Raw genomic sequence first — 24608 nt, forward strand, 5'->3', positions numbered from 1 at the left:
CTCCCCGCGCGATCGCGGCGTCGGGGGGAAGGGGGATAGTGCGGCAGGCCTTCTCTGCCTAGACCCTCCGGGGAGCCTTGGCCAGGTTCGCCTCCAGCTCTGCCACGTTCTGCCGCACGACGTAGGCGGGGCGGTCGCGCTCCACGCGCCAGCTTTCGGCCAGCGGGCCGATCTGCACGGTGTCGAAGCCGAACTCGTCGTACAGCCCGGCCACCAGCGCCGCGGCGTCCTCGTGGTCGCTGGCCGTGGCCAGGGCGCGGCGATTTTCGGTGCCGGCCGGGGAGCCGGTGGTGGTGATGTCCGCCGCGAGGATGTGGTTGAAGCCCTTGGCGACCTTCGAGTCCCTCAGGTGTTCCTGGACCAGTCCCGAGGTGGTGGTCTCGCCCCGGTCCAGCACGTCGATGTGGCCGTCGCGCTCCCAGTAGTAGTTGACCGTGTCGATCACGACCTTGCCCGCCAGTGCTTCGGCGGGAAGCGCCTGGTGGTTTTTCAGCGGGATGGTGACGACGGCGAAGTCGGCCGCCGCCCCCGCCTGTGCCGCGGTGGCCGCGCGTGCGCGCGGCCCCAGTTCGGCCACCAGTTCCGTGAGGGTCTCCGGCCCCCGCGAGTTGCCGATGACCACGTCGTATCCCAGCTGCACGGCCTTGCGTGCGATCTGCGATCCAATGTATCCTGCTCCGATGATTCCGATGGTAGTCATGCAGGGTTCAACGGGGCGAAGGCCGCGCCCATTCCATTCTTACGGCATGTTAAGCGCCCGGGCGGCTCTGGTCGGGCGCGGGGTGCACGGGGCAGAATTGACTCCATGTCCACCACCGCGCAAGACACCCAGTGGGAAACCCATCCGGTCACGCCTGACCGTTTCGAGGACTTCGCCGCCATCGTCAATCCGACCGGGCGCGACAAGCATTGCTGGTGCCTCTCGCACCGCCTGCGGGCCAAGGAGATCGAGGAGCTCGGCGGCGGCAACCGCGAAACCGCCATGCGCAAACTTTGCGAGCGGGAGAATCCGCCAGGGGTGATCGCCTACCGCAACGGCGAGCCCGTCGGGTGGTGCAGCATCGGCCCGCGCGCCGAGATCCCGCTGCTGGCGGCCTCCAAGCTCATCCGGCCCGTGGATGGGGTTCCGGTGTGGAGCATCATCTGCGTGGTGGTGCGCAGCGGTCACCGCAGGCAGGGCGTCACCAAGCACCTGCTCGAGGGGGCCATCGCCTACGCGGCCTCCCGCGGGGCGCTGGCCGTCGAGGCCCACCCGGTGGATCCGGACGGAAGGATGGACACCACGATGGCGTTCGTCGGAACGCGGGCGATGTTCGAGCGGGCCGGCTTCCGCGTCATCGGCACCACCGATGCGGTGGCCAGCAGGATGCCGCGGCTGGTCATGCGCCGCGACCTCTGAGGCTGCTTCCGGGCCCGGGCAACGCTTAGGTCAGCGACCACGAGCGTTTGCATCCCCGACAGCGCCACGGCCTGCGGCGAAAGCCGCCCCGGCCCTTCCCGCTCCGCACCTTCATGAGCGGTAACGCCCCGAAGGGAAGCGGTTCTCCCTAGCCGCGCCTACCTTTTAGGCCCGGCTTGCGACGGCGCTGATGCGGTAAGCCGTCAAGCCTCCGTCTACGCGGACATCGGTCCCATTGACCCACCGTGATTGCTCCGAGAGGAGGAACGCAATGACTTCGGCAATGTCCTCCGGTTCGCCGAAACGTCCGAGCAGCGCCGCGGCACCCTCAACCTTGGCTGCGCCGTGGTCCGCCTTGAAATCGTTAAGAATGGGGGTCTGGACGGGCCCGGGACTGACGGAGTTCACGCGGACGCCCGCGGACAAGTTCTCGGCCGCCAGTTCACCGGAGAGCAGCATGACGCATTGCTTCGAGAAGAGGTAGGATTCCCCGTCGGCTTCCATGGCCCCGGCAACAGCTTCCAGGGCCTTTTCTCGGTTCGGTTCCATTGCGAACACGGCCAACTCCTGTGCATTGGCGCGCCACTCCCACGCCACCGACGACGCCAGGTTCACGACACTGGAGCCGCGCTCCATCCGGGTGACGAGTGCCCTGGTGAGATCGCGCACGGCAAACACGTTGATCTCCAATACCGTACGCCAGGGAGCCGTGCCGGGAACGCCCGCGATATTGGCCAGTCCCCCGATTCCCTCGGGCGCCAGGCGGCCCACTTCCGAGGCGATCGCTTCGACCCCCTCGAAGGTGCTCAGGTCACCTTGGATGAATGGCCCTTCGAAGGCTTCCGGGACGTTTCTGTCCACGCCGATGAGTGATGCCCCCAGTCGGCGCAGGTGGGCCGCGGTGGCAGCACCAATGCCGGATGCTGCTCCGGTGATGACGATGGGCTTGCTGGCAAAATTCATGTGGGCGTCCTCGGCGTGTTCGGTGCGGGCAGCGCAGCCCGGTTCAATTCAAGAATGGCGTCTTCCTCGCCACCTCAAGTGTGACGCCAGCAGACCCCATCCCCGTCCCAAATTTTCAACCAATGGAAATGTGGACGAGACTTCGGCATCCTGTCGGGGATGCTTTCAGGAGAGATCACCGTGAATTTGTTCCGAAAGGACCACCCCGAATGACTGCAAGCACCTATGACATTTTCGACCCGGCAACCCTGGAGAAAATCGGTGTGGCCCCGCAGCATTCGCAGGCGGATGTCGAGCAGGCGGTCGCCCACGCCTCTATCGCCGCCAAGGCTTGGGCGTCCGACCTTCCCATGCGCCGCGAGGCACTGCAACGGGTTTCCGCCCTCATCCGCGAACGTCGCGGTGAACTTGGAGAAATCCTCAGCCGCGAGCAGGGCAAACCGCTTGCAGAAGCCACCCAGGAGTTTGCGGTGGCTGCGGACGTCTTCGCTTACTACGCGCAATTGGCCTGGGAGGAATCGGAGAACCTGCCCGACCGCGCCGATCGCCGCCTGAGCATCCAACACCGTCCTGTCGGATTGGTGGGAACCATTACCCCCTGGAACTTCCCCATTTCCCTGCTTGCGGTCAAGCTCGCCCCGGCACTGGCCGCGGGTTGCACTGTCATCGCGAAACCGGCACCCACCACCCCGCTTTCAACGATCGCCTTGGTTGAACTCGTGAACCAGGTGCTGCCTCCTCACGTCGTCCAGACACGCACCAGTTCAAACCGTGCGGTCAACGTCGCATTGAGCACGCTGCCCCGGGTACGCAAGATTTCTTTCACGGGCTCCACCGATGTGGGCATCTCCGTGGCCACCCAGTCGCTGCAAAGCGTCAAACGAGTCACCCTCGAGCTCGGAGGAAACGACCCGGCCATCGTCTTGCCCGATGCCGATGTCGCAGCCACAGCGCGCGGCATTGTCGCCAGCGCATTCCGCAACGCCGGACAGGTCTGCATGGCCGTCAAGCGCGTCTATGCGCCACGCTCCCTTGAAACCGAACTGACCGAGGCCATCAGCGCCGAGGTTGCCAAGCACGTCCTGGGCCACGGCGTTGCCGAGGGCACCACCATGGGCCCCATGCACAACGCCTCCCAGCTCGCGACCGTCCAGGACATGATCGACCAGGCCCTCTCCTCCGGTGCCCGGGTTGTCCATGGCAACAACCGCGGCACGGACCTGCCCGGATATTTCCTCAGCCCGACCGTTATTGCGAACGCCAGCGACGGGATGAGAATCGTTGACGAGGAACAGTTCGGAAATGCGCTGCCCATCGTCGGCTTCGACGACGAAAATGCCTTGATCCGGATGCTCAACGCCCAGGAATTCGGCTTGGGTTCCTCGCTCTGGACGCCCGACGAAGAACGCGCCCATGAGCTGGCCTCGCAGTTGGAAACCGGAACGGTGTGGATCAACCAGCACACCGTCGTGGAACTCGATGCGCCTTTCGGCGGCTGGAAAGCCTCAGGCGTCGGGCGGGAACGCGGACGCTGGGGACTCGACGAGTACCTCGAAACACGAACCATCAATGTGCGCGACAATGTGCACCAAACCCAGCAGAAGGAGCCACAACGTGGACACTCCCTTTGAACTCATCACTCTCGGCACCGCCGCCGGCCCGGCCATCCGCGGCCATGAAGACGGGATTGCCAGCGCGTTGCGGGTGGAGGATTCCTTCTACATGGTTGATTTCGGATTGGGCGCAACGCGTGCGGCCCACGAAGCGGGGCTGCGCGGCAAGAATTTCCGCGCCGGCTTCATCACCCACCTGCATTCCGACCACGTGGTCGAGCTTCCCGCGTTCCTGCTGTGGAATTGGGGCGCGCCGGTGGACGGTTTTACGTCTCCCATCGACATCCTGGGTCCGGGGCAAGATCCCGGCCACCCGCGCGGCAAACAGCTGTCGGGAACCATGGGCATGGTCCAACATTGCCTCGACGCCTATTCCTACGATGTCGACATCCGCATCACCGATGAAGCCCGTCCAAACCTGCGCGAGATCGTCCGTGCCCGCGAGATAGAGGTGCCGCACCCCGACAGCATAGTGCCCTTTGACGTGTACGAGGACGACCTGGTCAAGGTCACCGCGGTGCTAGTGAAGCACCCCCCGATCTTCCCGGCGCTGGCCTTCAGGTTCGACACCGCATACGGCTCGGTCACGTTCTCGGGCGACACCGCCGAGTCCGAGGCGCTGGCAATCCTGGCGCAGGACACCGATGTCCTGGTTCATGAGGCAGTCAACCTGGATTTCTACAGGGCACAGGACTTCAGCCCAGCATTCATCAACCACCAGATGATCGCCCACACCTCACCGGAGGGCGCAGGACGCGTCGCGGCGAGCTCTGGCGCCCGTTCTCTGGTGCTTTCCCACTTGGCCGGCATTGCCACCCCCGAGCAGTGGAAGTCCCGCGCCGAAGCGACGTACTCCGGAAAGATTACCGTCGCCACCAGTGGGCAGCGGTTTGCCTTGAACAAGGTTGCCCGTCCGGAATCGATGGTTTCCGGGATGTAACTTCTCTCGCAACGCTCCTTGGCCTTCCGTCATCGAACCCGCGGCCAGCCGGAACCAATTCCGGACTGCCGCCCGAAGACGGAAGGCCTTGCCATGTCCGAACCACGATATCCAAAGCCCTCCGCTGCAGGTCTCGACGATCTATGTCCATGGCCTGGCAATGGTTTGACCCATCTATGGGTTCTTTCAAGGGGCCAGCAATATTGCGAGTGGGGACCACCCCGGGATAGCGTAAATATTCCCCATGCGACCCACGAATGCCATCGTTGGGATCCACTTGGCCATTGACAGGTGACCGTTCCCGTGACGCGAGCCGGCCGGGCCGGAAATGGACCGATTGCCCGGGACGAACCGTTGGGCGTTGCAAGTCCCTGGAAGAGCGTGGCCGGTTCGATCTTGCCGGGGTGGTGCGGCCGCTGCTGGAAAGCGCTTGAGCATATTGCTTGGGCACATGTCGCGCCGCTGCGGCTGGACGGTGTCCGGCACAGTCGAAGTCTTAAGGCGATCCGACGCCCGCGGCCCCCTCGGCGTCCACGACGACACGGTCCTGGACCGGATCATCCACAACTCCATTTGAATCGATGCTGGACGCTGCTGACAACATGCGGGAGAAGATCGGCATCGTCAGGCACGGTTGGCTTCGTTGCGGCTAGGCGGCTCCCATCCAAGCAGATGCTTGCCCCCAACGGCAATATCGTTGGACGCCAAGCACGATAATGGGTGGTCTCCAAAACGTAGAATACTCAGGTTCAGGGCACGTGCCCCCGAAACGCCGCACGACAAGAGCAGAACGGCCGTGGATCGCTCGACTGTCCCCACGAGGAACATCAACTTCTCGGCAACGGCCCCGCGCCACATGCAGCTGGCTGCCCCTCACCATGTGGTGCGGGGCAGCCATCTCAGATCGCGGGAACGGGCGCCGAGCTCAGGCCTTGAGCTTGAGGTCCAGTCCCAGCTTCGTCCTGTCGCGTTGCTGGTTGATGAAAATCATCGACAGCACCCCGATCAGGGCCAAGGCGCCGCCCGTGTAAGCGAAGGCGTTGAGGTAGCCCGCGCTTGGCACCGCCGCGGATCCAATCATGAATCCTACGAACATCGGCGCGACCAAGCCCCCGGTCGTCAGGAAGGCATTGGTGATTTGCAGAACGGCTCCGCGTTGCTGGATCGTGGTCATTTCCGAGGCAACCAGGTATGTGACGGCAAAAAGCGCGGGCGCCGTGCCGAAGCCAAACATGAAACAAATGATGGAAACGGCATCGATGTTCGACAGTGTTCCAACGATGACCATGAGGCCGCCAAACGTTGCGGCGCCTCCCAACACCACGCCTCGCGACACTCGCGTGGGGATCCCCTTGTTGACCAGCACCTCGGTCAGCCAGCTCAGGCCGATCGTCGCGATGAAACCCCAAATTGCCGGCAGGGCTATCAATGAACCCGCCTGCTGCGTGGACATTCCCATGGCGTTTTCGTAGTAGGCCGGAAGCCACGTGGTGGCAACGGTAAACGTCCAATAGCCAAAGAATGAACACAACACGGCCAGGATCCAGCTCGGGGTCAAGAACGACCGCATGTACCGCACCGGCGCGTCGGACGCCTGGACCTTGGCGGTGTCGAGCGTTTTTACTGCTTGCCCCTCGATCTCGAGTTCGGCTTGGACGGAAGTGTAGGGTCCTTCCTTGCCGATAAAGAGCCACAGGATCGACCATACGACGCCGACGATGGCCAAGAACACGAAAGTGGATTTCCACCCGAACTCGGCATTGACCCACGCCAATACTGGGGCGAACGCGACAATGCCCAGCGTGACTCCCGACGAGGCGACAGCCGCGGGAGTGGCCGACCGCTTGGCAGGGAACCACTTGTACACCGAGTGCATGATGACCGGAGCCAGCGGACCTTCCCCGGCTCCAAGGACCAGGCGGCTGGCCCACAGCGCAGGAAGCGAGGCAAAGACGAAGATGGGCACCTGCGCGACCGACCAAATCAGGCACAAGGTCAGCAAGATCCATTTGGACTTGACCCTGTTGGCAATCGGAGCAGCGACAAACTGCGCGATCCCGAAGAGCATGAACACGGCGGAACCGAGCAACCCGAATTGTTGCGGGGTGATGTGGAGGTCGTGCATCAACGGAACCGCCACGATACCCAGAATCGCCTTGTCCGCCCAGCTGACCATCATCAGGACCAGGAGTGCCGCGGTGGTCAGCCAACCGTATCGCTTGCGGCGCCCGGGGGTCCACGTGGCAGGGTCGCTCTTGGCGTTTTTTGGGCGCGGTAAAGCATCGAGTGACATAGCGTTGCTCCAAAAGTAATAGGGGCATTGGGCCCCCGGCCGGATGACTATCTTTGGGTGGTGATGCGCACGGGCATCGACTCGAATCCGCGCAAGACATTGTGCAGAATCGGTTTCGGCTCGCCGACAAGTTCGATCGATACAACCTTCTCCAGCAGTTGCTGCAAGACGATTTCCATTTCCATTCGCGCAATCGGCTGGCCCACACATTGGTGCAGGCCCATGCCGAACGCAACGTGGCCCGAAGAAGTGCGTTCCAGCGAGAACTCGTTCGCGTCGGCTCCCCATTTCTTGGGGTCGCGGTTGGCCGCGCCGATGAAGACCTGGACCTTGGATCCGGCAGGAATGCCGACCCCGCCCAACTCCGTATCGACAGTGGTCGTCCGGTGGAACTTCTGGAATGGCGATTCCAGTCGCAGGGCCTCGTCAATGGCGAACTTGGCCAGCGACGGTTCCTTGCGAAGGCGTTCCCAGGCTTCCGGATGGCGGGCCAAGACCGAGAGCGTGTTTCCGATCCCGAAGATGGTCGTGTCCACACCCGCCGAAAGCAGCGCACGGACCAAGAGCGTGGCTTGCTCTTCCGTGATCAATCCTTCGCCGACCTTGGCCCAGATCCCCGCGCCGAAGCCAGAATCGGTCAGAGACTCGCGCTTGCAGGCGTTCATGACCACGCGAGCGTGTTCATCGCCTTCAGCGAAGGCTTGGTGGTAGATGTAGTTTTCGGGACCGAACGCGTTGAACACCATGTTGCCGTAGGGAAGCAGGTGCTCGCGCCCTTCCTGCGGAATGCCGACGGCATCCGGAAAAACCTCGATCGGGTACTTTTCGGCGAGGTCGGTAATGGCGTCGAAGGTGTTTCGTTGCACCAACGCCTCAACCAGTGAAACAGCCGGTGCGGTGAAGTCCTTGCGCAAGGCACGGACCGTTCCAGGGTTGATGACACCGGTCAGCGCGCGGCGCATCAGCGTATGGATCGGCGGGTCTGATTCCAGGATGCTTGGCGGGCGCCAGCCGTCGTCCTTGCGGATGTCGCGTGGCCCCAGCCCACCGGAGGACACGAACGTCTCGAAGTCCGTCAGCACTTCGTAGACCTCGTCGTAGCCCGTGATGGCGTAGGTCTGTTCCGATTCCAGCCAGGATACGGAACCGGCCTCTTGCAAGGAAGCAAGGAACGGGTAGGGGTTGAGCAGGTGCTCTTCATTGTACGGGTCGCCCGTGAAGACGATGGGTTCGCTGGTGGATGTAGTCATGGAAGTTTCTCTCCTGGTCTTTAAAGATCGAGCACAAGTCGGTCGCACCCGGCAGCGGCACGCGAGACGCACACCAGCATGACTTCGTTTGCGTCCTTGTCGGCTTCGGTCAGCACCGCGTCGCGGTGTTCGGGCGTTCCCGAGAGGATGTTCGTCTCGCACGTTCCACACAGGCCGGCACGGCACGATGAAAGAATGCGCACACCCACCTTTTCGACGGCGTCGAGAATGCTCTCGTTGGTCTGCACCGTGACGATGCGCCCGGCCTTGGCCAATTCGACCTCGAAGGGAGCGCTAACGGAACCTGCTCCCAAGGTGTCGGCCGAGAAACGCTCAAGGTGCAGTGCACCTGGAGGCCACCCCATGCACAGGTCCTCGATGGCGCCCAGCATGCCGCCGGGGCCGCAAGCATAGACCAGCATGTGGGCCCGCGGCATGCCCAGGATCGCGTTCAGGTCCAGGCGGCCGACTTCGTCCTCCGGATAGAGGTTGACCTTGGTGCTCCCGTACGCGTCTTCCAGCGATTGGGCAAACGCCATGGAATGCCGGGAACGGCCGCCGTAGACCAGGCGCCATTCCCTCCCCGCGGCTTCGGCCGCTTCAATCATCGGGATGATCGGCGTGATGCCGATTCCCCCTGCGATGAACAGGTACTTCCGCGAATCAATCATGGGGAAGTTGTTCCGCGGCGCCGAAATGGTCAGCGGGGTTCCGGCAACCAACTTTTCGTGAACGGCCTCCGAGCCGCCACGGGAGTCCGGAACGCGCAGCACCCCGATACGCAGGACTTCACGGTCGTTTAGATCGGAGCACAAGGAGTACTGGCGTGTGAGTCCGTCACCGAGATGGACGTCGATGTGGGCCCCTGGGGCCCACTCGGGAAAGCTCTCGCCGTCAATGCGCCGCAATACCAGTGAGACCACTTGGTCAGCCACGTGCTCGGCCGCGTCAACAACGACGTCCAACAGCCCAGCTCCGCTAGCCACCGGCTTTACCGTGTCAACGGCTGCACCGAGCCGCCCAGTTTGAGGCGTCATGTCCATCGCTCCTTATTGCTACCGACCCGATCATCTTTCCGTCGGGCCACAACAACGATCGTAAGTGCGCTGCAACACAGCCCAAGCAGCGTCTTCCATCCAATGGAAAGACGGCAAATACTCAGGCAAGCTCGCGGCTAACCAAACTGCGGGCGATACCACGGGCTGCAATTCGGAGGACCGGAACCACTGTCCCGACCGGCGGAGGGTCCTTCTGGGAGACCACGCCGATGGCCGCCGCGATCTTTCCCGAGGGCAGGATGACGGGGACGGCCAAGCCGAAGTTGTCCTCGCCGCTTTCTTGGTTGGAGACACCAAAGCCTTGTTGGCGCACGGCTTTCACTTCTTCGGCCAGCCTGGACCGGTCCGTGATGGTGTGCCGGGTAAAAGCCTCCAGCTTGCCGATCCGCGGAAGCAGCTCCATTCCCTCATAGGCCAGCATCACCTTGCCCGCGGCACTTGCATGCAGGCCAAGGTGCGATCCCGGCCGTCGGAACGGGGCCCCGGCTCGCGTCCCGGAAATCCGGTCCAACAACAGGACCGAGGACCCGTCGAGAATAAAGAGGTTGACCACGTTTTGCGTCACGAACAAGACATCTTGCATGTGCGGCGCCGCAATCTCGGCGATGTCCTTCTGCACGGGGGCCAGGGTCGCGATCTGCCAGAGCCGCTGGCCAATGACGAAGTCGCTGCCGGACCTCTCAAGCGCTCCCCATCGCACCAATTCGGCCGACAACCGATGTGCGGTGGCGATGGGCAGCGCGGCTCGGCGGGACAACTCACTCAAGGACAAGTGCGTATGGCGTTCGTCGAAGGCCCCAAGAATCTCCAGCGACCTCCAGGTCACGGAATCCGCGGCCTTCACGACCCTGCCTTCGGCGTCGATTCCCCGACGCGGGGTTGCGTTGGCCATTCCCACGATTCTTTCTCACCAAGACGAGCTCTGCCTCGCTGCCAGTCTACCGGCAGGCCTCAATCCGAAACTGGCACTCCTTCGCTCCGAAGCCGGTAGCACCGCCACCGATCTACACACAGAGCCCCGGCTTCGGGGAACTTTCCTGGCTGTGGTTTAGGTCAGCGACCAGGAGCGCTTGGAAAGCCCGAACCAGAAGCCGTCGATCGCGCTCTTGGCCTCGATGCCTCCCGAGGCATATGCCGCGCCCAGGGCGACATAGAGCGGCGCCCAGTGCTCGGAGCGCGGGTGCGCCTCGCGCGCGGCCGGGGCCTTGTGCAGGAAGTCGAGGATCGAGTCAACGTCCCCGCGGGCCATGGCTTCTTCGGCCCAGTGGTCGAACTCGCTCGAGGCCGTCGGCGGGGTGGTGTCCGGTCCTGCTGCCGGGTTGAACCAGCGCAGGTTGTGCGTGGTGAAGCCGGAGCCGACGATCATGGTCCCGCGCTCGCGCAGCGGGGCGAGCGACTGGCCCAGGGCAAAGAGCCCCTGCGGGTCCAGCGTGGGCATCGACATCTGCACCACCGGCACGTCGGCCCCGGGGAACATTTCCTTCAGCGGCACATAGGCGCCGTGGTCCAGGCCGCGGGTCTCGTCGCGCTCCACGTGGTGGCCGTGGTTGCCGGTCAGCCGGGCGACCTCGTCGGCCAGCTCCGGCGCCATCGGCGCGTCGTAGCGCACGTCGTAGTAGTGCTGCGGGAAACCCCAGAAGTCGTAGACCAGTTCCTGCTTGCGGTGGGTGGCGCTCAGCGACACCGGCGCGTTCTCCCAGTGCGCGGAGACCATCAGGATGTCCTTGGGCTTTTCCATGGTTCCCGACCAGGCCGCAAGCTCGGCGGTCCAGGTGGCGTCGTCGGCGAGCGGCGGCGCGCCATGGGAGAGGAAGAGCACCGGTGGGAGGTCAGCTGCAGTAGTCATGGGACCAGTCTAAACCAGATTAGTTGATGCTTCAAGCATTTCCTGGTGGCAATCGGCACATGCCCATCCCGGCGAACAGCCCACCGGGAGGCCCCGGCGGTTCCATTGAACCGCCGGGGCCTCCCCTTCCGGGACGCTGCCCTAGAACGGGTAGGGGGCGATCTCCGGACGCATGGTCAGCCACTGCGTCTCGGTGAACGCCTCCATGTTGGCCGAGGCCCCGCCGATGCGCCCACCGTTGCCCGAATCCTTGACCCCGCCGAACGGCGAGTTGGGCTCGTCAGAGACGGTCTGCTCGTTGATGTGGACCTTGCCGGATTCAACCCTGTCGGCGATCTTCATGGCCATGCCCACGTCCCCGAGGATGGACAGCGAAAGCCCGTAGCTCGATGCGTTGGCCATCTCAACCGCCTCGTCGATAGTGGAGAAGCTGCGCACCGGGGCGACGGGCCCGAAGATCTCTTCCTTCCACGCAGCGTGCTCCGGGTCCAGGTCCGCAAGGACCGTGGGCGGGTAGAACCAGCCTTCGCCGCGGGTCCCGCCGGCCGCCAGCCGCGCGCCGCCCGCAACCGCCGCCTGCACCATGGAATCGATCCGCTCCAGTTGCCGCCCGTCGATGATCGGCCCGATCGCCACGGTTCCGGACTTCGGGTCGCCGACCGGCAGGTTCTTCGCCTTTTCGGCCAAGGCCGCCACGTAGTCCTCGTAGATGTCCTGGTGCACGATGTGCCGGCCGGTGGCCATGCAGATCTGGCCCTGGTGCATGAACGAACCAAACGCCGCCGCCGAGGCGGCCTTGGCCAGGTCAGCCCCGGGCAGCACGATCATGGCGCTGTTGCCGCCCAGTTCGAGGTGGGCTCGCTTGAGCAACCGTGCGGCGCTTTCGCCGATCTTGCGCCCGGCGGCCGTGGAACCGGTGAAGGCGATGACCCGCACCTCGGGGGCCTCGACCACCGCGGCACCGACCTCCGCTCCGCCGGGAAGCAGGTGCAGCAGGCCCTCGGGCAGCCCGGCCTCCTCGAAGATCCGCATGATCGACACCCCCGCGCAGACAGAGGTGCGCGGGTCCGGCTTGAGCAGCACCGCATTGCCCAGCGCCAGCGCCGGGGCGACGGCGCGGATGGCCAGGATCAGCGGGAAGTTGAATGGCGCGATCACCGAGACGACACCGACGGGGCGGCGGCGGGCGAAGGACCAGCGTTCCTCGTTGGTGGTCAGCACGTCCCCGGCGGGCATCGAAGGCAGGGCGGAGGCCTCGTAGCATTCGTTGGCCGCGGTGTGTGTCTCCAACCCCGCCTTGGCGGGAATTCCGCCGGACTCGCGCACCAGCCAGCCGTTGACCTCCTCGGCATGCTCTTCCCACAGCAGCCCCGCCTTGCGCAGCACCGCTGCCCGCTCCTCGGGCTTTTTCGCCGCCCAGGACACCTGCGCCTTGGCGGCCGCGGCGGAGGCACGCAGCACGTCCTCGGCGGAGGCCACCCCCAGTGTGCCAAGCACGTTCCCGGTGGCCGGCTCCACGACATCCTGGGTGCCGGCACCGCCGGCCACCCAGCCATTGACGTTGATCTTCGAGTTCCAGAGTGATTCTTCAAGCAGTGGCACTTTGTGGTTCCTTATCTGGTGGGCATGGATGCGGCATTCCGGCGCGGGCCGGCGGGGCGTGGAATCATCGCGCGCGGCGCTCCCCCTTGCCGTGCGCCCCGCGCGTGACCCGCCCCACCTCCACGCTATGCCAGGACAACGCATCGGTCCAACGAATCCACGCGCAATCGGTCATCGATCACTTCGATAGAGTGGGCGCATGAGCATGGACCTGAATCTGCTGCGCACCTTCCTGGAAATCTACGAGGCCCGAAGCGTCACCCGGGCGGCACAGGAACTCTCGCTCACCCAGCCGACGGTCTCGCACACCCTGGCCAGGCTCCGGACCCAGCTGGGCGACCCGCTCTTTGTCCGCGGTCCCGGCGGACTCGAACCCACTGCCCGAGCCAACGAACTCTTCCAGGTCTTCCGCTCCGCGGTGGACAACATCGACGCGGCGGTGGATTCGAACTCCGCCTTCGATCCGGCCACCACGCGGCGCACCTTCCGCATCTGCCTCTCGGACATCGGCGAGGTCATCTTCCTGCCGCGGATCATGGCCCGCCTGGCAGCGCTGGCGCCGGCCGCCAACCTCGAATCGGTGCCCATGGCCGTGGATCGCATCCCGCATTGGCTGGCCCACGGCCAGGTCGACGCCGTGCTGACCTCTCTGGTGCTCGGCGGCGGCGCGCGGCGCGAGGGCGTGATCAAGGACAGGTACGTCTGCCTGCTGCCGCACGCCTTGGCCCCGAAGCGGGGCAAGCTCACGCACGCGCAATTCGACGCGCTGGGATTCGTGACCATCGACCCCACGGCCGGGCACGGGCAGATCGAGGAACGGCTGGGGGAATCCGGCATCTCGCTGCGCACGGCATTGCGCGTGCACCATTTTTCCGTGCTGCCCTCGGTGCAGCTCGAATCCTCGCTGGCCTCGGTGGTCCCGCTGGAGATCGCCGAGCGCTTCTGCCGGCAGTGGCCCCTGGTCCACCGCGAACTTCCGGTGGACAGCCCCGCCTTCTCCGTGGACCTCTACACCGACCACAAGATCGCCGCGGGCGGGCCGGTGCTCTGGTTCCGCGAGCTGGTGCGCGATGCCCTGCGCGAGATGCCTTCGGCGCTGGGTCCGGCGGGACCCTGAGCCGGCGCCGGGTCCTGGGCACGAAAAAGGGGCGCGGTTCCCGGGGTTTCGCACCAGCGAATCCCCGGGAACCGCGCCCCCATTGCCTATCCGGATCGTTTTCCCCGGCGGCGTTTCGCGCCCGGGGGCAAGGCCCCTACGCCGACTGGGTTTCGAGCACCGGCTCGTCGGCATCCTTCTGCGCGGCCGGCTTGGGGATGGCGGCCACGGCGAGCATGCCGAGCAACGCCGCCCCGGCGAAGAGGTAGAAGCCCCACGGGTAGGCGTGGCCGCTGGCCACCAGCAGGCCGGTCAGGCCCGGCCCGGCGATGGCTCCCAGGCGTCCCACGCCCGCCACCATGCCCATGCCGGTGCCCACCACGTGCTTGGGGTAGATGTATCCGACGAATCCGTAGACCAGCACCTGCGCACAGAAGACGAAGAAGCCGGTCACCAGGACCACGGCGTTGAGCAGCAACTGGCTTTCCATCCGGATGCTCAGCAGGGCCAGCAGCACCGCGGCAGCCGTGAACCAGAACATCGTGGTGCCCTTGACGCCGCGCTTGTCCGCAATGCGTCCCCCGAGCAGCAGCCCGGCGATCGCACCGACGTTGAGGATCAGCAGTAGCACCAGGGAATCCGCAACGTTGTACCCGGCGCCGCGCATCAGCTGCGGCAGCCAGGTGTTCAGCCCGTAGACCAGTAGCAGTCCCATGAAGGCAGCGACCCACAGGCCGATGGTGGAGCGCGCAAGCCCTCCGGTGAACAGCGTCGCCATGCTGGATTTTGGTGCCTTCGTGCCAATGTCCTTGAGTCCCACGGCGTGGGTCTCGGGCAGCTTGGCCCACATGAACGGGAGCACCACCAGGCCCAGCGCGCCGCCGATGTAGAAGAGTAGGTGCCAGTCGGCATGGGCAAGGATCGCGAAGAGCGAGGCGGCCACGGCGCCGACGTGGTAGCCGGTCATGGTGATGGTCGAGGAGTGCGCACGGGCGTTGGAGGCAGCGGCTTCCTGCATCATGGTGATGGCCACGGGCATGCATGCGCCCATGCCGAGGCCCGCGATCATGCGCGTCGTGGCCAGCAGGGCGACGTTGGGCATCAGCGGGAACAAGATGGTGAAGATCGAGAAGATCAGCACGCAGGCCATCAGCGGGTTGCGGCGTCCGTAGCGGTCCGAGATCGGGCCGATCAGCACGGCGCCGGCACCGACGCCGACCAGCGAGATCGTGGCGATGAAGGTCGCGTCCAGTGCGGTGATCCCCGCGTACGAGGTATCGATCAGCTGCGGAATCGAGGCGGAGAGGGCGACAATGTCGAAGCCCTCGAAAACAACCGTCAGCCAGCACAGGGCAACGATCCATTTATTGCGGGTGGATTTCATGGAGTGTGTGGAACCTTAGGTCAAGACTTTCGGGAGCCAAGAGATCTATGGCACCCATCACCACCAAGTGTGCCTAAGCTCGCATTATATTGTCCAATAGATGCGGCGTGCACCACACATAGAAAAAATCTATGTTCACATCGGGCTTGGCACCGGCGCGCTTCGGAAACCGGCACGCGGCTGCACTGGACACCTCCGAGACTCAAAGCCCCCGGTCGCGCACGTGCTCCAGGGCCTGTTCCAGACCGGGTGCTTGTCACGGAATCCGCCGGTCGGCAAAGCCGGTGCCACGCATCAAGCACTGCGTGGCACCGGCTTGCCTGCCCTGCCGGCCTACTCGGCCCAGGCTGATCCCTGGATGACTTCCACGAAGTCGCCGCGCTTGAATCCCGGGACGAAGTGCGCCAAGACATCGGCCTTCACGTTGCCGAAGGTGGTGTCCGGGCGGTCCTTCAGGCCGTTGGCGAAGGCGGCCAGGATCTGGTTCTTGAAATCGGGGCGAGGGTGCGCCGCCACGACGGCATTGCGTTGGTCGTCGGTGATCGCGTCGTAGCCGATGCCCAGCACGTCGAGTTCGACGCCGCGGGTGACCAGCGCGATCTCCGGCGCCATGTGCAGCGGGACTTCCGGGGTGGTGTGCAGTGCGATGCCCGACCAGACCTTGTCTGCCGCCTCGCCGGTGATGCCGTAGTCGCCCAGGAAGCGGCGCGCCTCGTCGGCGGCGTCGATCTCGAAGCGCTGGTCGGTGCGTCGGAACTTGTCCGTGAGCCCGAGGTCGTGGAACATCGCCCCGATGTACAGCAGCTCGGGGTCGTAGTCGAGCCCCTGCGTCTGGCCGCGCAGCGATCCAAAGACAAACACGCGCCGGGAATGGTTGTACACGAGCTCGGTGGCCACCTCACGCAGGAGCTCGGTGGCATCCTGGGCCATCTTGCTGTCTGGGATCCGGATGCCTGCAATGGTCTCGGTCATGGATGCTTGCCGCCTTCTGTAGCCTGTTCTGCGAATAGTGCACTTCCCATTCTGGCCTGACGGGCTAGGCTGGGGACATGTCTTTTTTGCCCAGTCTCCCTCGATTTCGGACATGACCATCAGGATGGGCCTCGTGGTCTTCGACGGCATGACCATGCTCGATGCCAGCGGGCCGGCAGAGGTGTTCAACCTCGCCGATCCGGCGCGCGAGTTCTATGACCTCGCGTTCGTCTCGCCCCGGGGCGGTCGGGTCATTTCCTCCTCGGGGATGGAACTCGGTCAGACACTTGCCGCCGCCGATGCCGGGCCGGTGGACACGCTGCTCGTCGCCGGCGGGGCACGGCTTCCGGAAGGCCGAATCAACCAGGAGCTGCTGTCGTCCGTCGACTCGCTGGCCACTGGCGCGCAACGGGTCGCCTCGGTGTGCACCGGGGCGTTCGTCCTGGCGGAGTTGGGGCACCTCGATGGGCGCCGGGCGACGACCCACTGGCGGCACGCGCACACCCTGGCGACCCGGTATCCCCGCGTGAAGGTCGAGCCCGATGTCATCCATGTGCGCGACGGTCGCTACCTGACCTCGGCGGGAATCAGCGCTGGCATCGACCTTGCCCTGAGCCTGGTCGAGGAGGACCTCGGGGTGGAAATCGCCCGTGAAACGGCTCGCGAGCTGGTGATGTTCATGCACCGGCCCGGCGGCCAGACCCAGTTCTCGACCGCGTTGAGCACACCCCCGGCGCAGAACGGTCCGTTGCGGACGCTGATGGACTCGGTGCTGGCCGATCCCGTCGGCGCACATACCGCCTCGTCCATGGCGGCGAGCGCCGGGGTGAGCGTGCGCCACCTGAACCGGATGTTTCGGGCAGAGGCCGCCACGACTCCGGCCCGCTGGCTCGAACGGGTTCGCGTCGACGCGGCCCGGGCCCTGATCCTGGAAGGCCGCTCGATGACGCAGGTGGCGCAATTGAGCGGATTCGGAAGCGACGAAACCCTCCGACGGGCATTCGCCCGGCAGCTTGATACAACGCCGACCAGTTTCCGCGACCGCTTTTCCACAACCCGGCGGGACTGAACGTCTTCCGCCCTGGCGTTACCTGTCGCCGATGCGGATGCGGACAGCTACCCCTTTTCCGCGGGTGGTGCCCCTTCAAGCTGGTCCCGTTCTGGAGCATCCATTGTCTGGTAATTCGCGGCGCACCGACCATCCATGCCCCCGCCGTGGAACCGGTCCCTTTGGTCGACGACCATGCTCCAGCTTTCTGCTGTGCAGAATGTTGTGGTTCCGGGGAAGCGGCCGGCCCTACGGTTGATGAAACAGATCACAGCCTGGCGCAGGGTGCGCGGCAGATTCAAGGAGCAGCATGCAGTTCTACCAAGATGGCTACCGCCCGGGCGACCCGGATATCCGCCGCGCAGCTCCCGGACGCCGCGCCCCGGGGACCCTCCCCACCCAGGTCGACGTCCTCATCGCCGGCACCGGCCCCGCCGGTTCCGTCCTGGCCGCTCAGCTGGCCGAGTTCCCCGACATCTCCACCTTTGTTGTCGAACGCCGCGAGGCGGCCCTCGAACTGGGGCACGCCGACGGGGTGGCCTGCCGCACCGTGGAAATGTTCAACGGCTTCGAACTCGCCGAACGCCTCATGCGCGAGGCCTACTGGGTCAACGAGACCACCTTCTGGGGCCCCGAATCCGGCGGCGGAATCGGGCGCACCGGGCGGATCCAGGACGTCGCCGACGGACTTTCCGAGTACCCCCACGTGATCGTGAACCAGGCCCGCATGCAGGACATGCTCTTCGAGCACATGGCCAACTCCCCCAGCCGCCTGGTCCCCGACTACGGGCTGGAACTCATCGACGTGGTGGTCGCGGAGACCGGCGAGTACCCGGTCACCGCGACGCTGCGCCGCACCGGGGAGGAACCCGGCAACGAGATCACCGTCCAGGCCAAGTACGCCGTGGGCTGCGAGGGCGCCCGCTCGAACGTGCGCCGCTCGCTGGGCATCAAGTTGCAGGGAGATGCCCGCAACCACGCCTGGGGCGTCATGGACATGCTGGCTGTCACCGACTTCCCCGACATCCGCCTGAAGGCGGCCATCCAGTCGGCCTCCGGCGGGTCCATCCTCCTGATCCCGCGCGAGGGCGGCTACCTGGTGCGCCTCTACGTGGACCTCGGCGACATCGACCCGGGCGACCGCGAGGCCCGCGGGCGCTTCACCGCCGACTCGGTGATCGAGGCAGCACAGAAGATCCTTCACCCCTACACGCTCGACGTGAAGGAAATCGCCTGGTGGAGCGTCTACGAAGTGGGCCAGCGCATTGCCGATCGCTTTGACGACGTGCTGCCCGAGGACCGCGGCACCCGGACCCCACGCGTGTTCATTGCCGGGGACGCCTGCCACACGCACAGCGCCAAGGCCGGCCAGGGCATGAACGTCTCCATGCAGGACGGCTTCAACCTGGGATGGAAGCTGGCAGCGGTGCTGCAGGGCCGCAGCCCCGAGACACTTTTGGACACCTATTCCGCCGAGCGCCAGGTGATTGCCCAGGAGCTGATCGACTTCGACCTGAAGTGGTCCACCGCCATGGCCGCCAAGCCCAAGGATCCGGCCAACCCGGAGGCCGGCGGCATGGACGCCGCCGAACGCCAGGGCATCTTCACCCAGGGCGCGCGGTTCACCGCGGGCTTCGCCACCGACTACGCCCCGAGCATGATCACCGGCGAGGACACCCACGAGCACCTGGCCTCCGGCTTCCCGGTCGGCGAGCGCTTCCATTCCTCCCCAGTCATCCGCCTGGCGGATGCCAAGCCGTTGGAACTCGGCCACCAGGCCCTGGCAGACGGCCGCTGGCGGATCTACGCCTTCGCCGACGCAGCCCGGCCCGATGCAGCTGAGTCGCACCTTGCGGCCTTCTGCGCCTACCTGGGGCAGGACCCATCTTCCCCGGTCCGCGCCTTCACCCCGCACGGGGCCGACGACGACGCGGTCTTCGACGTGCGCGCGGTGCTCCAGCAGCACCACCGCGACGTGGAGCCCGGCCAGGTCCCCGCGTTCCTGCTACCGCGCAAGGCGCCGCTGGGGCTCATCGACTACGAAAAGGTCTTCACCATCGACGCGGCGAACGACATCTTCGAGGCACGCGGCGTGAACCGCGAACACGGCGCGATCGTGGTGGTGCGCCCCGACCAGTACGTGGCCCACGTGCTGCCGCTGGACGCGCACGCGGAACTGTCCGGCTTCTTCGCCGGCATCATGAAGGCCCCGGCGCTGGTGTAGCCGGATTTCATCCGTGCGGCCGGGTCCCGGCCGCACGGAGTTGGCAAAGGATCCTGTTGTGCAGAACAACCCTGCCCGCCCCTAACCTCCTCCGCCGGCCGGGCCTCGCTCTCGAGGCTGCCCGAATCCGCCGTGGCCCAGCTGTACCGCGACCGGGCCTCGGAACGCGGGGCACACGACCTGTATGCCGCGGGCTGTCCGGCCTGCTGCATGAGCTCATCGAGGTCCGATCCCGGGGCTATGCACTGAGCATCGGCCGCACCGAACCCGAGCTGGCCGCCGTCGGTGCCTCCGTGGGGACGCTGGCCAATGGCGCCTCGTTTGCGCTGTCGCTGAGCGCGCCGAGCTTCCGCGCCGGGGACCTGCAGGGCACAACGGTGGTTTCCCTGTTCCAGGTGGCCTGCGGGCGGGTCCGCAACAAGTTGGATTCACTGGGTTTCGACCCCGCGTCCTGACTGCACCGACAAGATTCCGGCCTGCACCCGGGAACGAACCTGACAAGGGGCATCGGTGGGCGCACCAGCAGGGTGTAGACACATTCTGCAGGCCTCTGGGGGCGGGACGCCCAGGGAATGTCTCGGCTTCCGCAGACTCGTGCGACAAAGCCCCGGGTTAAGCCCCGTTCCCGCACGCTTTATCCGACAGTGATTCCGAGTCGGGACACCGCTTCGTGCGGACCGCCCGCGGGTCCGCTGCTCAACCCCCACAAGTCCCGAAGGCCTCCGGCCCGGCAAATGTTATCCACAGGCTTTGGGGATAACATTTGCCGTACGTTCTTCCCAGTGACAGGCCATTCGGCGCTTCCGGGTTCCGGCGCGAACTACCCAAACTCTGTCGCCGGTGCCTTGTTGCTTTGGCCACCATCAAGGCCCTGAGCGGTGCCCACTCCCATAGGATTGGATAGAGACCACTTTCCCCATGGCCAGCGACAGCTGCCTGATTCCATGGTTTCTCCTGCCGCAATACTTCTGAACGGAACCTTCATGCCTTCCCTGTCCGCCGCAACGAGCACCGCACCGACCCCGGTCGAACGCCAATCGGTGTTGCGCACCCTGCGGTCTCCGCGGCTGCTCGCCGTCGAGGTCCTGGGCGGACTGGTGGTGGCGCTCGCGCTGATCCCCGAGGCGATCGCGTTCTCGATCATCGCCGGGGTCGACCCGCGCGTGGGGCTCTTCTCCGCCTTCACCATGGCGGTGACCATCGCCATCGTGGGCGGGCGCCCGGCCATGATCTCCGCTGCCACCGGCGCAGTGGCCCTGGTCATCGCTCCGCTGGTGGCCAGCCACGGCGTGCAGTACCTGGTCGCGGCGATCCTGCTGGCCGGGCTTTTCCAGATCCTGCTGGCGGTGCTGGGCGTGGCCAAGTTGATGCGTTTCATCCCCCGCCAGGTCATGGTCGGGTTCGTGAATGCGTTGGCCATCCTGGTGTTCATCGCCCAGCTGCCCGAACTCATCAATGTCCCGTGGCTGACCTACCCCTTGCTGGGGCTGGCGCTGCTGATCGTCTTTGGCCTGCCGCGGATCACCACGAAGGTCCCGGCCCCGCTGGTGGCGATCGTGGTCCTCACGCTCATCACCGTACTGGCCGCCGTCACCGTGCCCACGGTGGGAGACAAGGGCGAGCTGCCCTCGAGCCTTCCCCAGCTTTTCTTCCCGCAGATCCCGCTAAATCTTGAGACCTTCAAAGTCATTGCCCCGTACGCGCTCGCGGTGGCCTTCGTGGGCCTGCTCGAATCCCTGATGACGGCCAAGCTGGTCGACGACGTCACCGACACCGCGTCCAACAAGACCCGCGAGGCTTGGGGCCAGGGCGTGGCCAACCTGGTGACCGGATTCTTCGGCGGAATGGGCGGCTGCGCCATGATCGGCCAGACCATGATCAACGTGAAGGCCTCCGGGGCCCGGACCCGGATCTCCACGTTCCTGGCCGGCGTCTTCCTGCTGCTGCTGGTGGTGGTCTTCGGCGACGTGGTCGCATTGATACCCATGGTTGCGCTGGTGGCGGTCATGATCTTCGTGTCGTGGGCTACCTTCGACTGGCATTCCATTCGGCCTTCCACGCTGCGCCGCATGCCCAAGAGCGAAACCGCGGTCATGCTCATCACCGTGGTGGCCACGGTGTCCTCCAACAACCTGGCCGTGGGCGTGGGTGCCGGAGTGCTCACCGCCATGGTGCTGTTCGCCCGCCGCGTGGCGCACTTCGTCACCGTCACCCGAACCCTGGATGCCGCAGGCGAGACCGCCACCTACACGGTCAACGGCGAGCTCTTCTTTGCCTCGTCCAACGACCTGTACACGCAGTTCCAGTACGCCCTGGACCCGGGACACGTTCTCATCGACATGCACGCCTCGCACCTCTGGGACGTTTCCACGCTGGCGTCGCTCGAGGCGATCACCGCCAAATATGAGGCCGCCGGCAAGCATGTGGAGATCGTGGGCCTGAACGATGCGAGCGCGGCCATGAAGCAGCGCATGGCCGGGCACCTGGGCTAAGCGGTCATGGCGTGGCGGCCTCGGCCAATGCACTTTCCAGCCAGGCACGCTCGAGGTCGTTGAGTGCACGGCTGGAGACCTTGTCTTCGGCCAGCGGCACCATCACCGTGGTGCCGTCAAAGACCGCCTGTCCGTCCTGGATCCCCACATGCCGCAGGGTGAACGACTTGGTGCCGATGCGCACCACGGTCAACTGGATGAGCATCGTCGGCTGGTAGTACAGCGGGCGCAGGTAGTCCAGCTTCAGCGAGGCCACGACGGTGCCGTGCGGGAAGCGGCCGGCCTTGCCGCGCGGTTGGGTCCAGCGCAGCCGAGCCTCTTCCATCAGCGTGACGATGCGGGCGTTGTTCACGTGCCCCAGCGCGTCCTCGTCGGACCAGCGCAACTGCAATTCAATGTCAACGGGTCCTGAAGTGACCGCGGGGGTGTTTTCGCTCATGACCCCATTGCACCAGAGTGCGGGAAAAGCGCGCAGAACATGAAGCACGCAGGTCGCCGGAGCGTCTGCGCCGCTAGGCTGGTCGGATGCGACTCTGGAGCCTGCACCCAACGTACCTGGACACCAAGGGCCTGCTCGCCTGCTGGCGCGAGACCCTGTTGGCGCAGAAGGTGCTGGACGGGAAGACCGCCGGCTACCGGAACCACCCGCAGCTTCAACGTTTCCGGGCCACCGCGGATCCGCTCGCGGCGGTCGGGAACTACCTGGAGGGCCTGGCCCGGGAGGCCGACGCGCGCGGCTACAACTTCAACCGCGCCCTCATCCTGCACCCGCCGGCGGGCGGCCCGGTGCAGATGCTCACCGTGGCCGCCGGCCAGGTCGACTACGAGCGCGAACACCTGCGCACCAAGCTCGCCGTGCGCGACCCGGAGCGTGAATCCCTGCTGGCTGCGGCCGATCCGCCGGCCCTGCACCCGGCCTTCCGGGCCGTTCCCGGGGACATCGAGCCCTGGGAACGGCCCGAGGCCGGACGCCGGGGTTAGCCGGCCGGGGTGAAGTCCCGCACGCCGATGTAGTCGGGGCGCGGCGCCGCGGCAGCAAACGGCTCCACCAGGGTGTTTTCCACGCTGTTGAACACGATGAAGATATTCGAGCGCGGGTACGGGCTCACGTTGCCGTTCGAGGCGTGCATGCAATTCGAATCGAACATCACGGCCCCTCCTGCCTTGCCCTCGAGCACGTCGATCCCGTATTCGTCGGCGAATCGGGTCAACGTGCCCTTGTCCGGGGTTCCGGCGCCCTGCATGATCAGCGACTTCTTGTAGTTGTCCTCCGGGGTTTCGCCCCCGCAGGAGATGTACTTCTTGTGCGATCCGGGCATGATCATCAGCGGCCCGTTATAGGAATAGTTGTCCGTCAGCGAGATCGAGATGCTCACCGCCCGCGGAGTCGGCATGCCGTCCTCGGCGTGCCAGGTCTCGAAGTCCGAGTGCCAGGAGAATTCCTTGCCCTCGAAGCCGGGCTTGAAGTTCACCCTCGACTGGTGGATGTAGACCTCCGAGCCCAGGATCTGCCGGGCCCGGTCCACCACGCGCGGGTCGTTGGCGATCGCCTTGAAGACCTCGCTCGTGCGGTGCACGTCGAAGATCGAGCGTACTTCCTGCGACTTGGCCTCGATGATCGTCCGTTCGTCGGCCCGCACCGCCGGGTTCCGCGACATCCTCTCCAGTTCGGTACGCAGCACCGCGAGTTCATCGGCGTTGACCAGCTGTTCGATGGCCAGGTAGCCGGTGTCTTCGAAGCCCTGCAAGGTCGCCTGGTCGATCGGGCCGTCGGCCGCGGTTCCCCGGACCACCGGGTCCGGGCGGTCCAGCACCGTGTAGTCGTTCCCTGTTCGGGTGGGGTAGGCATCGTGCACCCGATCAAGTGTCTGGCTCATGTTCGTTCCTCCTCGGTTGTTTGGTTCGCTGCGCCGTGCCGCGCAGACACCGATGTGCCGGACCCGTTGGGGGCCGGCACATCGGGAAGCCCTGCCTGGGAAAGAGGCGGGCAGTTCCAGGGGGTCCCCGTGGGGGGGTCAGGAAACCGTTGCGGTCTCCTCAAGGACCAGCGGGTAGACGCCGTTCTCGTCGTGGATTTCGCGGCCGGTCACCGGCGGGTTGAAGACGCAGGCCATGCGCATTTCGGTGGTGGCGCGCACGGTGTGCTTCTCGTTGCCGTCCAGCAGGTACATGGTGCCGTCGCGCAGCTCGTGCACCTCGCCGGTTTCCTCATTGGTCAGCGTGCCCTCGCCCTGGACGCAGTACACGGCCTCGATGTGGTTGGCGTAGTGGAACGTCGAGGTGGTTCCGGCGTAGATCACGGTGTCGTGGAAGGAGAAGCCGACGCCCTCCCCCGCAAGCACCATGCGGCGGCTGCGCCAGGTCTCCGACTTGATGTCGCGGTCGGTGTCGTTCAGGTCGTTCAGGTTGGTAACCAGCATGTGTCCTC

At 65.5% G+C, this 24608-nt stretch carries 22 protein-coding genes; 9 read left to right on the plus strand and 13 right to left on the minus strand.

Translation table 11 applies throughout. The annotated features are described in order from the left end of the window. Window positions 1–58: 58 nt before the first annotated feature. The gene (locus tag FPY90_RS13390; protein ID WP_498681584.1) at window positions 59–700 is read right to left on the minus strand and encodes an NADPH-dependent F420 reductase; all 642 of its coding nucleotides are present in this window, start codon (window positions 698–700) and stop codon (window positions 59–61) included. 105 nt (window positions 701–805) lie between these two features. Between FPY90_RS13390 and FPY90_RS13395 the strand changes: the two genes are divergently transcribed. Further along, window positions 806–1399, plus strand: coding sequence for a GNAT family N-acetyltransferase (locus FPY90_RS13395; RefSeq protein WP_498681586.1), 594 nt, complete (start codon window positions 806–808; stop codon window positions 1397–1399). A gap of 165 nt (window positions 1400–1564) precedes the next feature. Here the strand turns inward: FPY90_RS13395 and FPY90_RS13400 are convergent, their stop codons facing one another. Further along, entirely contained in the window at window positions 1565–2362 is a 798-nt protein-coding gene (locus tag FPY90_RS13400; protein WP_071213771.1) for an SDR family oxidoreductase, read from the minus strand. Between the two features lie 209 nt (window positions 2363–2571). Here FPY90_RS13400 and FPY90_RS13405 point away from each other — a divergent pair, with 209 nt between their 5' ends. Beyond that, window positions 2572–3993: an aldehyde dehydrogenase family protein gene (locus FPY90_RS13405; RefSeq protein ID WP_498681589.1), complete on the plus strand. Its 1422-nt coding sequence runs from the start codon at window positions 2572–2574 to the stop codon at window positions 3991–3993. After that, a complete protein-coding gene (locus FPY90_RS13410) occupies window positions 3977–4915 on the plus strand; it encodes an MBL fold metallo-hydrolase (RefSeq protein WP_286135275.1) in 939 nt (312 codons plus the stop codon). Before FPY90_RS13405 ends, FPY90_RS13410 begins: the two co-directional genes overlap by 17 nt. Before the next feature lie 925 nt (window positions 4916–5840). Here FPY90_RS13410 and FPY90_RS13415 read toward each other — a convergent pair. The 6 genes from FPY90_RS13415 to FPY90_RS13440 all read right to left on the minus strand — a co-directional run bounded on the left by FPY90_RS13415 (window position 5841) and on the right by FPY90_RS13440 (window position 12964). Continuing rightward, window positions 5841–7208, minus strand: a complete 1368-nt coding sequence (locus FPY90_RS13415) for an MFS transporter (RefSeq protein WP_071213768.1) — start codon at window positions 7206–7208, stop codon at window positions 5841–5843. Between the two features lie 47 nt (window positions 7209–7255). Further along, the gene (locus tag FPY90_RS13420; RefSeq protein ID WP_498681591.1) at window positions 7256–8458 is read right to left on the minus strand and encodes a cytochrome P450; all 1203 of its coding nucleotides are present in this window, start codon (window positions 8456–8458) and stop codon (window positions 7256–7258) included. A 20-nt stretch (window positions 8459–8478) separates the two neighbouring features. Next, the gene (locus FPY90_RS13425; RefSeq protein ID WP_083411045.1) at window positions 8479–9495 is read right to left on the minus strand and encodes a PDR/VanB family oxidoreductase; all 1017 of its coding nucleotides are present in this window, start codon (window positions 9493–9495) and stop codon (window positions 8479–8481) included. Window positions 9496–9616: 121 nt separating this feature from the next. Beyond that, window positions 9617–10408: an IclR family transcriptional regulator gene (locus FPY90_RS13430; RefSeq protein WP_498681592.1), complete on the minus strand. Its 792-nt coding sequence runs from the start codon at window positions 10406–10408 to the stop codon at window positions 9617–9619. Between the two features lie 156 nt (window positions 10409–10564). Continuing rightward, complete coding sequence (locus FPY90_RS13435; RefSeq protein WP_071213765.1) at window positions 10565–11362, minus strand: dioxygenase family protein; 798 nt, start codon at window positions 11360–11362, stop codon at window positions 10565–10567. Between the two features lie 141 nt (window positions 11363–11503). Then, entirely contained in the window at window positions 11504–12964 is a 1461-nt protein-coding gene (locus FPY90_RS13440) for an aldehyde dehydrogenase family protein (protein ID WP_071213764.1), read from the minus strand. Window positions 12965–13163: 199 nt separating this feature from the next. On the opposite strand from FPY90_RS13440, the gene FPY90_RS13445 reads away from it, so the two are divergent. Further along, a complete protein-coding gene (locus FPY90_RS13445; RefSeq protein ID WP_071213763.1) occupies window positions 13164–14081 on the plus strand; it encodes a LysR family transcriptional regulator in 918 nt (305 codons plus the stop codon). Between the two features lie 136 nt (window positions 14082–14217). On the opposite strand, the gene FPY90_RS13450 is transcribed toward FPY90_RS13445, so the two are convergent. Further along, entirely contained in the window at window positions 14218–15444 is a 1227-nt protein-coding gene (locus tag FPY90_RS13450; RefSeq protein WP_498681594.1) for an MFS transporter, read from the minus strand. 333 nt (window positions 15445–15777) lie between these two features. Continuing rightward, window positions 15778–16416, minus strand: a complete 639-nt coding sequence (locus FPY90_RS13455) for an HD domain-containing protein (protein WP_498681596.1) — start codon at window positions 16414–16416, stop codon at window positions 15778–15780. A gap of 112 nt (window positions 16417–16528) precedes the next feature. Between FPY90_RS13455 and FPY90_RS13460 the strand changes: the two genes are divergently transcribed. The 4 genes from FPY90_RS13460 to FPY90_RS13475 all read left to right on the plus strand — a co-directional run bounded on the left by FPY90_RS13460 (window position 16529) and on the right by FPY90_RS13475 (window position 22180). After that, window positions 16529–17485, plus strand: coding sequence for a GlxA family transcriptional regulator (locus FPY90_RS13460; RefSeq protein ID WP_498681600.1), 957 nt, complete (start codon window positions 16529–16531; stop codon window positions 17483–17485). A 289-nt stretch (window positions 17486–17774) separates the two neighbouring features. Next, window positions 17775–19688, plus strand: a complete 1914-nt coding sequence (locus FPY90_RS13465) for an FAD-dependent monooxygenase (RefSeq protein WP_498681602.1) — start codon at window positions 17775–17777, stop codon at window positions 19686–19688. A 56-nt stretch (window positions 19689–19744) separates the two neighbouring features. Beyond that, window positions 19745–20143, plus strand: a complete 399-nt coding sequence (locus tag FPY90_RS13470) for a hypothetical protein (RefSeq protein WP_498681603.1) — start codon at window positions 19745–19747, stop codon at window positions 20141–20143. Window positions 20144–20671: 528 nt separating this feature from the next. After that, window positions 20672–22180: a SulP family inorganic anion transporter gene (locus tag FPY90_RS13475; RefSeq protein ID WP_498681604.1), complete on the plus strand. Its 1509-nt coding sequence runs from the start codon at window positions 20672–20674 to the stop codon at window positions 22178–22180. Between the two features lie 4 nt (window positions 22181–22184). Here the strand turns inward: FPY90_RS13475 and FPY90_RS13480 are convergent, their stop codons facing one another. After that, the gene (locus FPY90_RS13480; RefSeq protein WP_498681606.1) at window positions 22185–22619 is read right to left on the minus strand and encodes an acyl-CoA thioesterase; all 435 of its coding nucleotides are present in this window, start codon (window positions 22617–22619) and stop codon (window positions 22185–22187) included. 86 nt (window positions 22620–22705) lie between these two features. On the opposite strand from FPY90_RS13480, the gene FPY90_RS13485 reads away from it, so the two are divergent. Next, window positions 22706–23161, plus strand: coding sequence for a pyrimidine dimer DNA glycosylase/endonuclease V (locus FPY90_RS13485; protein WP_498681608.1), 456 nt, complete (start codon window positions 22706–22708; stop codon window positions 23159–23161). On the opposite strand, the gene thpD is transcribed toward FPY90_RS13485, so the two are convergent. Together thpD and FPY90_RS13495 are read right to left on the minus strand one after the other, a co-directional pair. Beyond that, window positions 23158–24057: an ectoine hydroxylase gene (gene thpD, locus FPY90_RS13490; RefSeq protein WP_498681609.1), complete on the minus strand. Its 900-nt coding sequence runs from the start codon at window positions 24055–24057 to the stop codon at window positions 23158–23160. The two genes, FPY90_RS13485 and thpD, sit on opposite strands and share 4 nt — an antisense overlap. A 138-nt stretch (window positions 24058–24195) precedes the next feature. Continuing rightward, the gene (locus FPY90_RS13495; protein WP_498681610.1) at window positions 24196–24600 is read right to left on the minus strand and encodes an ectoine synthase; all 405 of its coding nucleotides are present in this window, start codon (window positions 24598–24600) and stop codon (window positions 24196–24198) included. Window positions 24601–24608: the final 8 nt, after the last annotated feature.

The sequence above is a fragment of the Arthrobacter sp. C2 genome, from assembly GCA_024207135.1.
GTDB lineage: Bacteria > Actinomycetota > Actinomycetes > Actinomycetales > Micrococcaceae > Paeniglutamicibacter.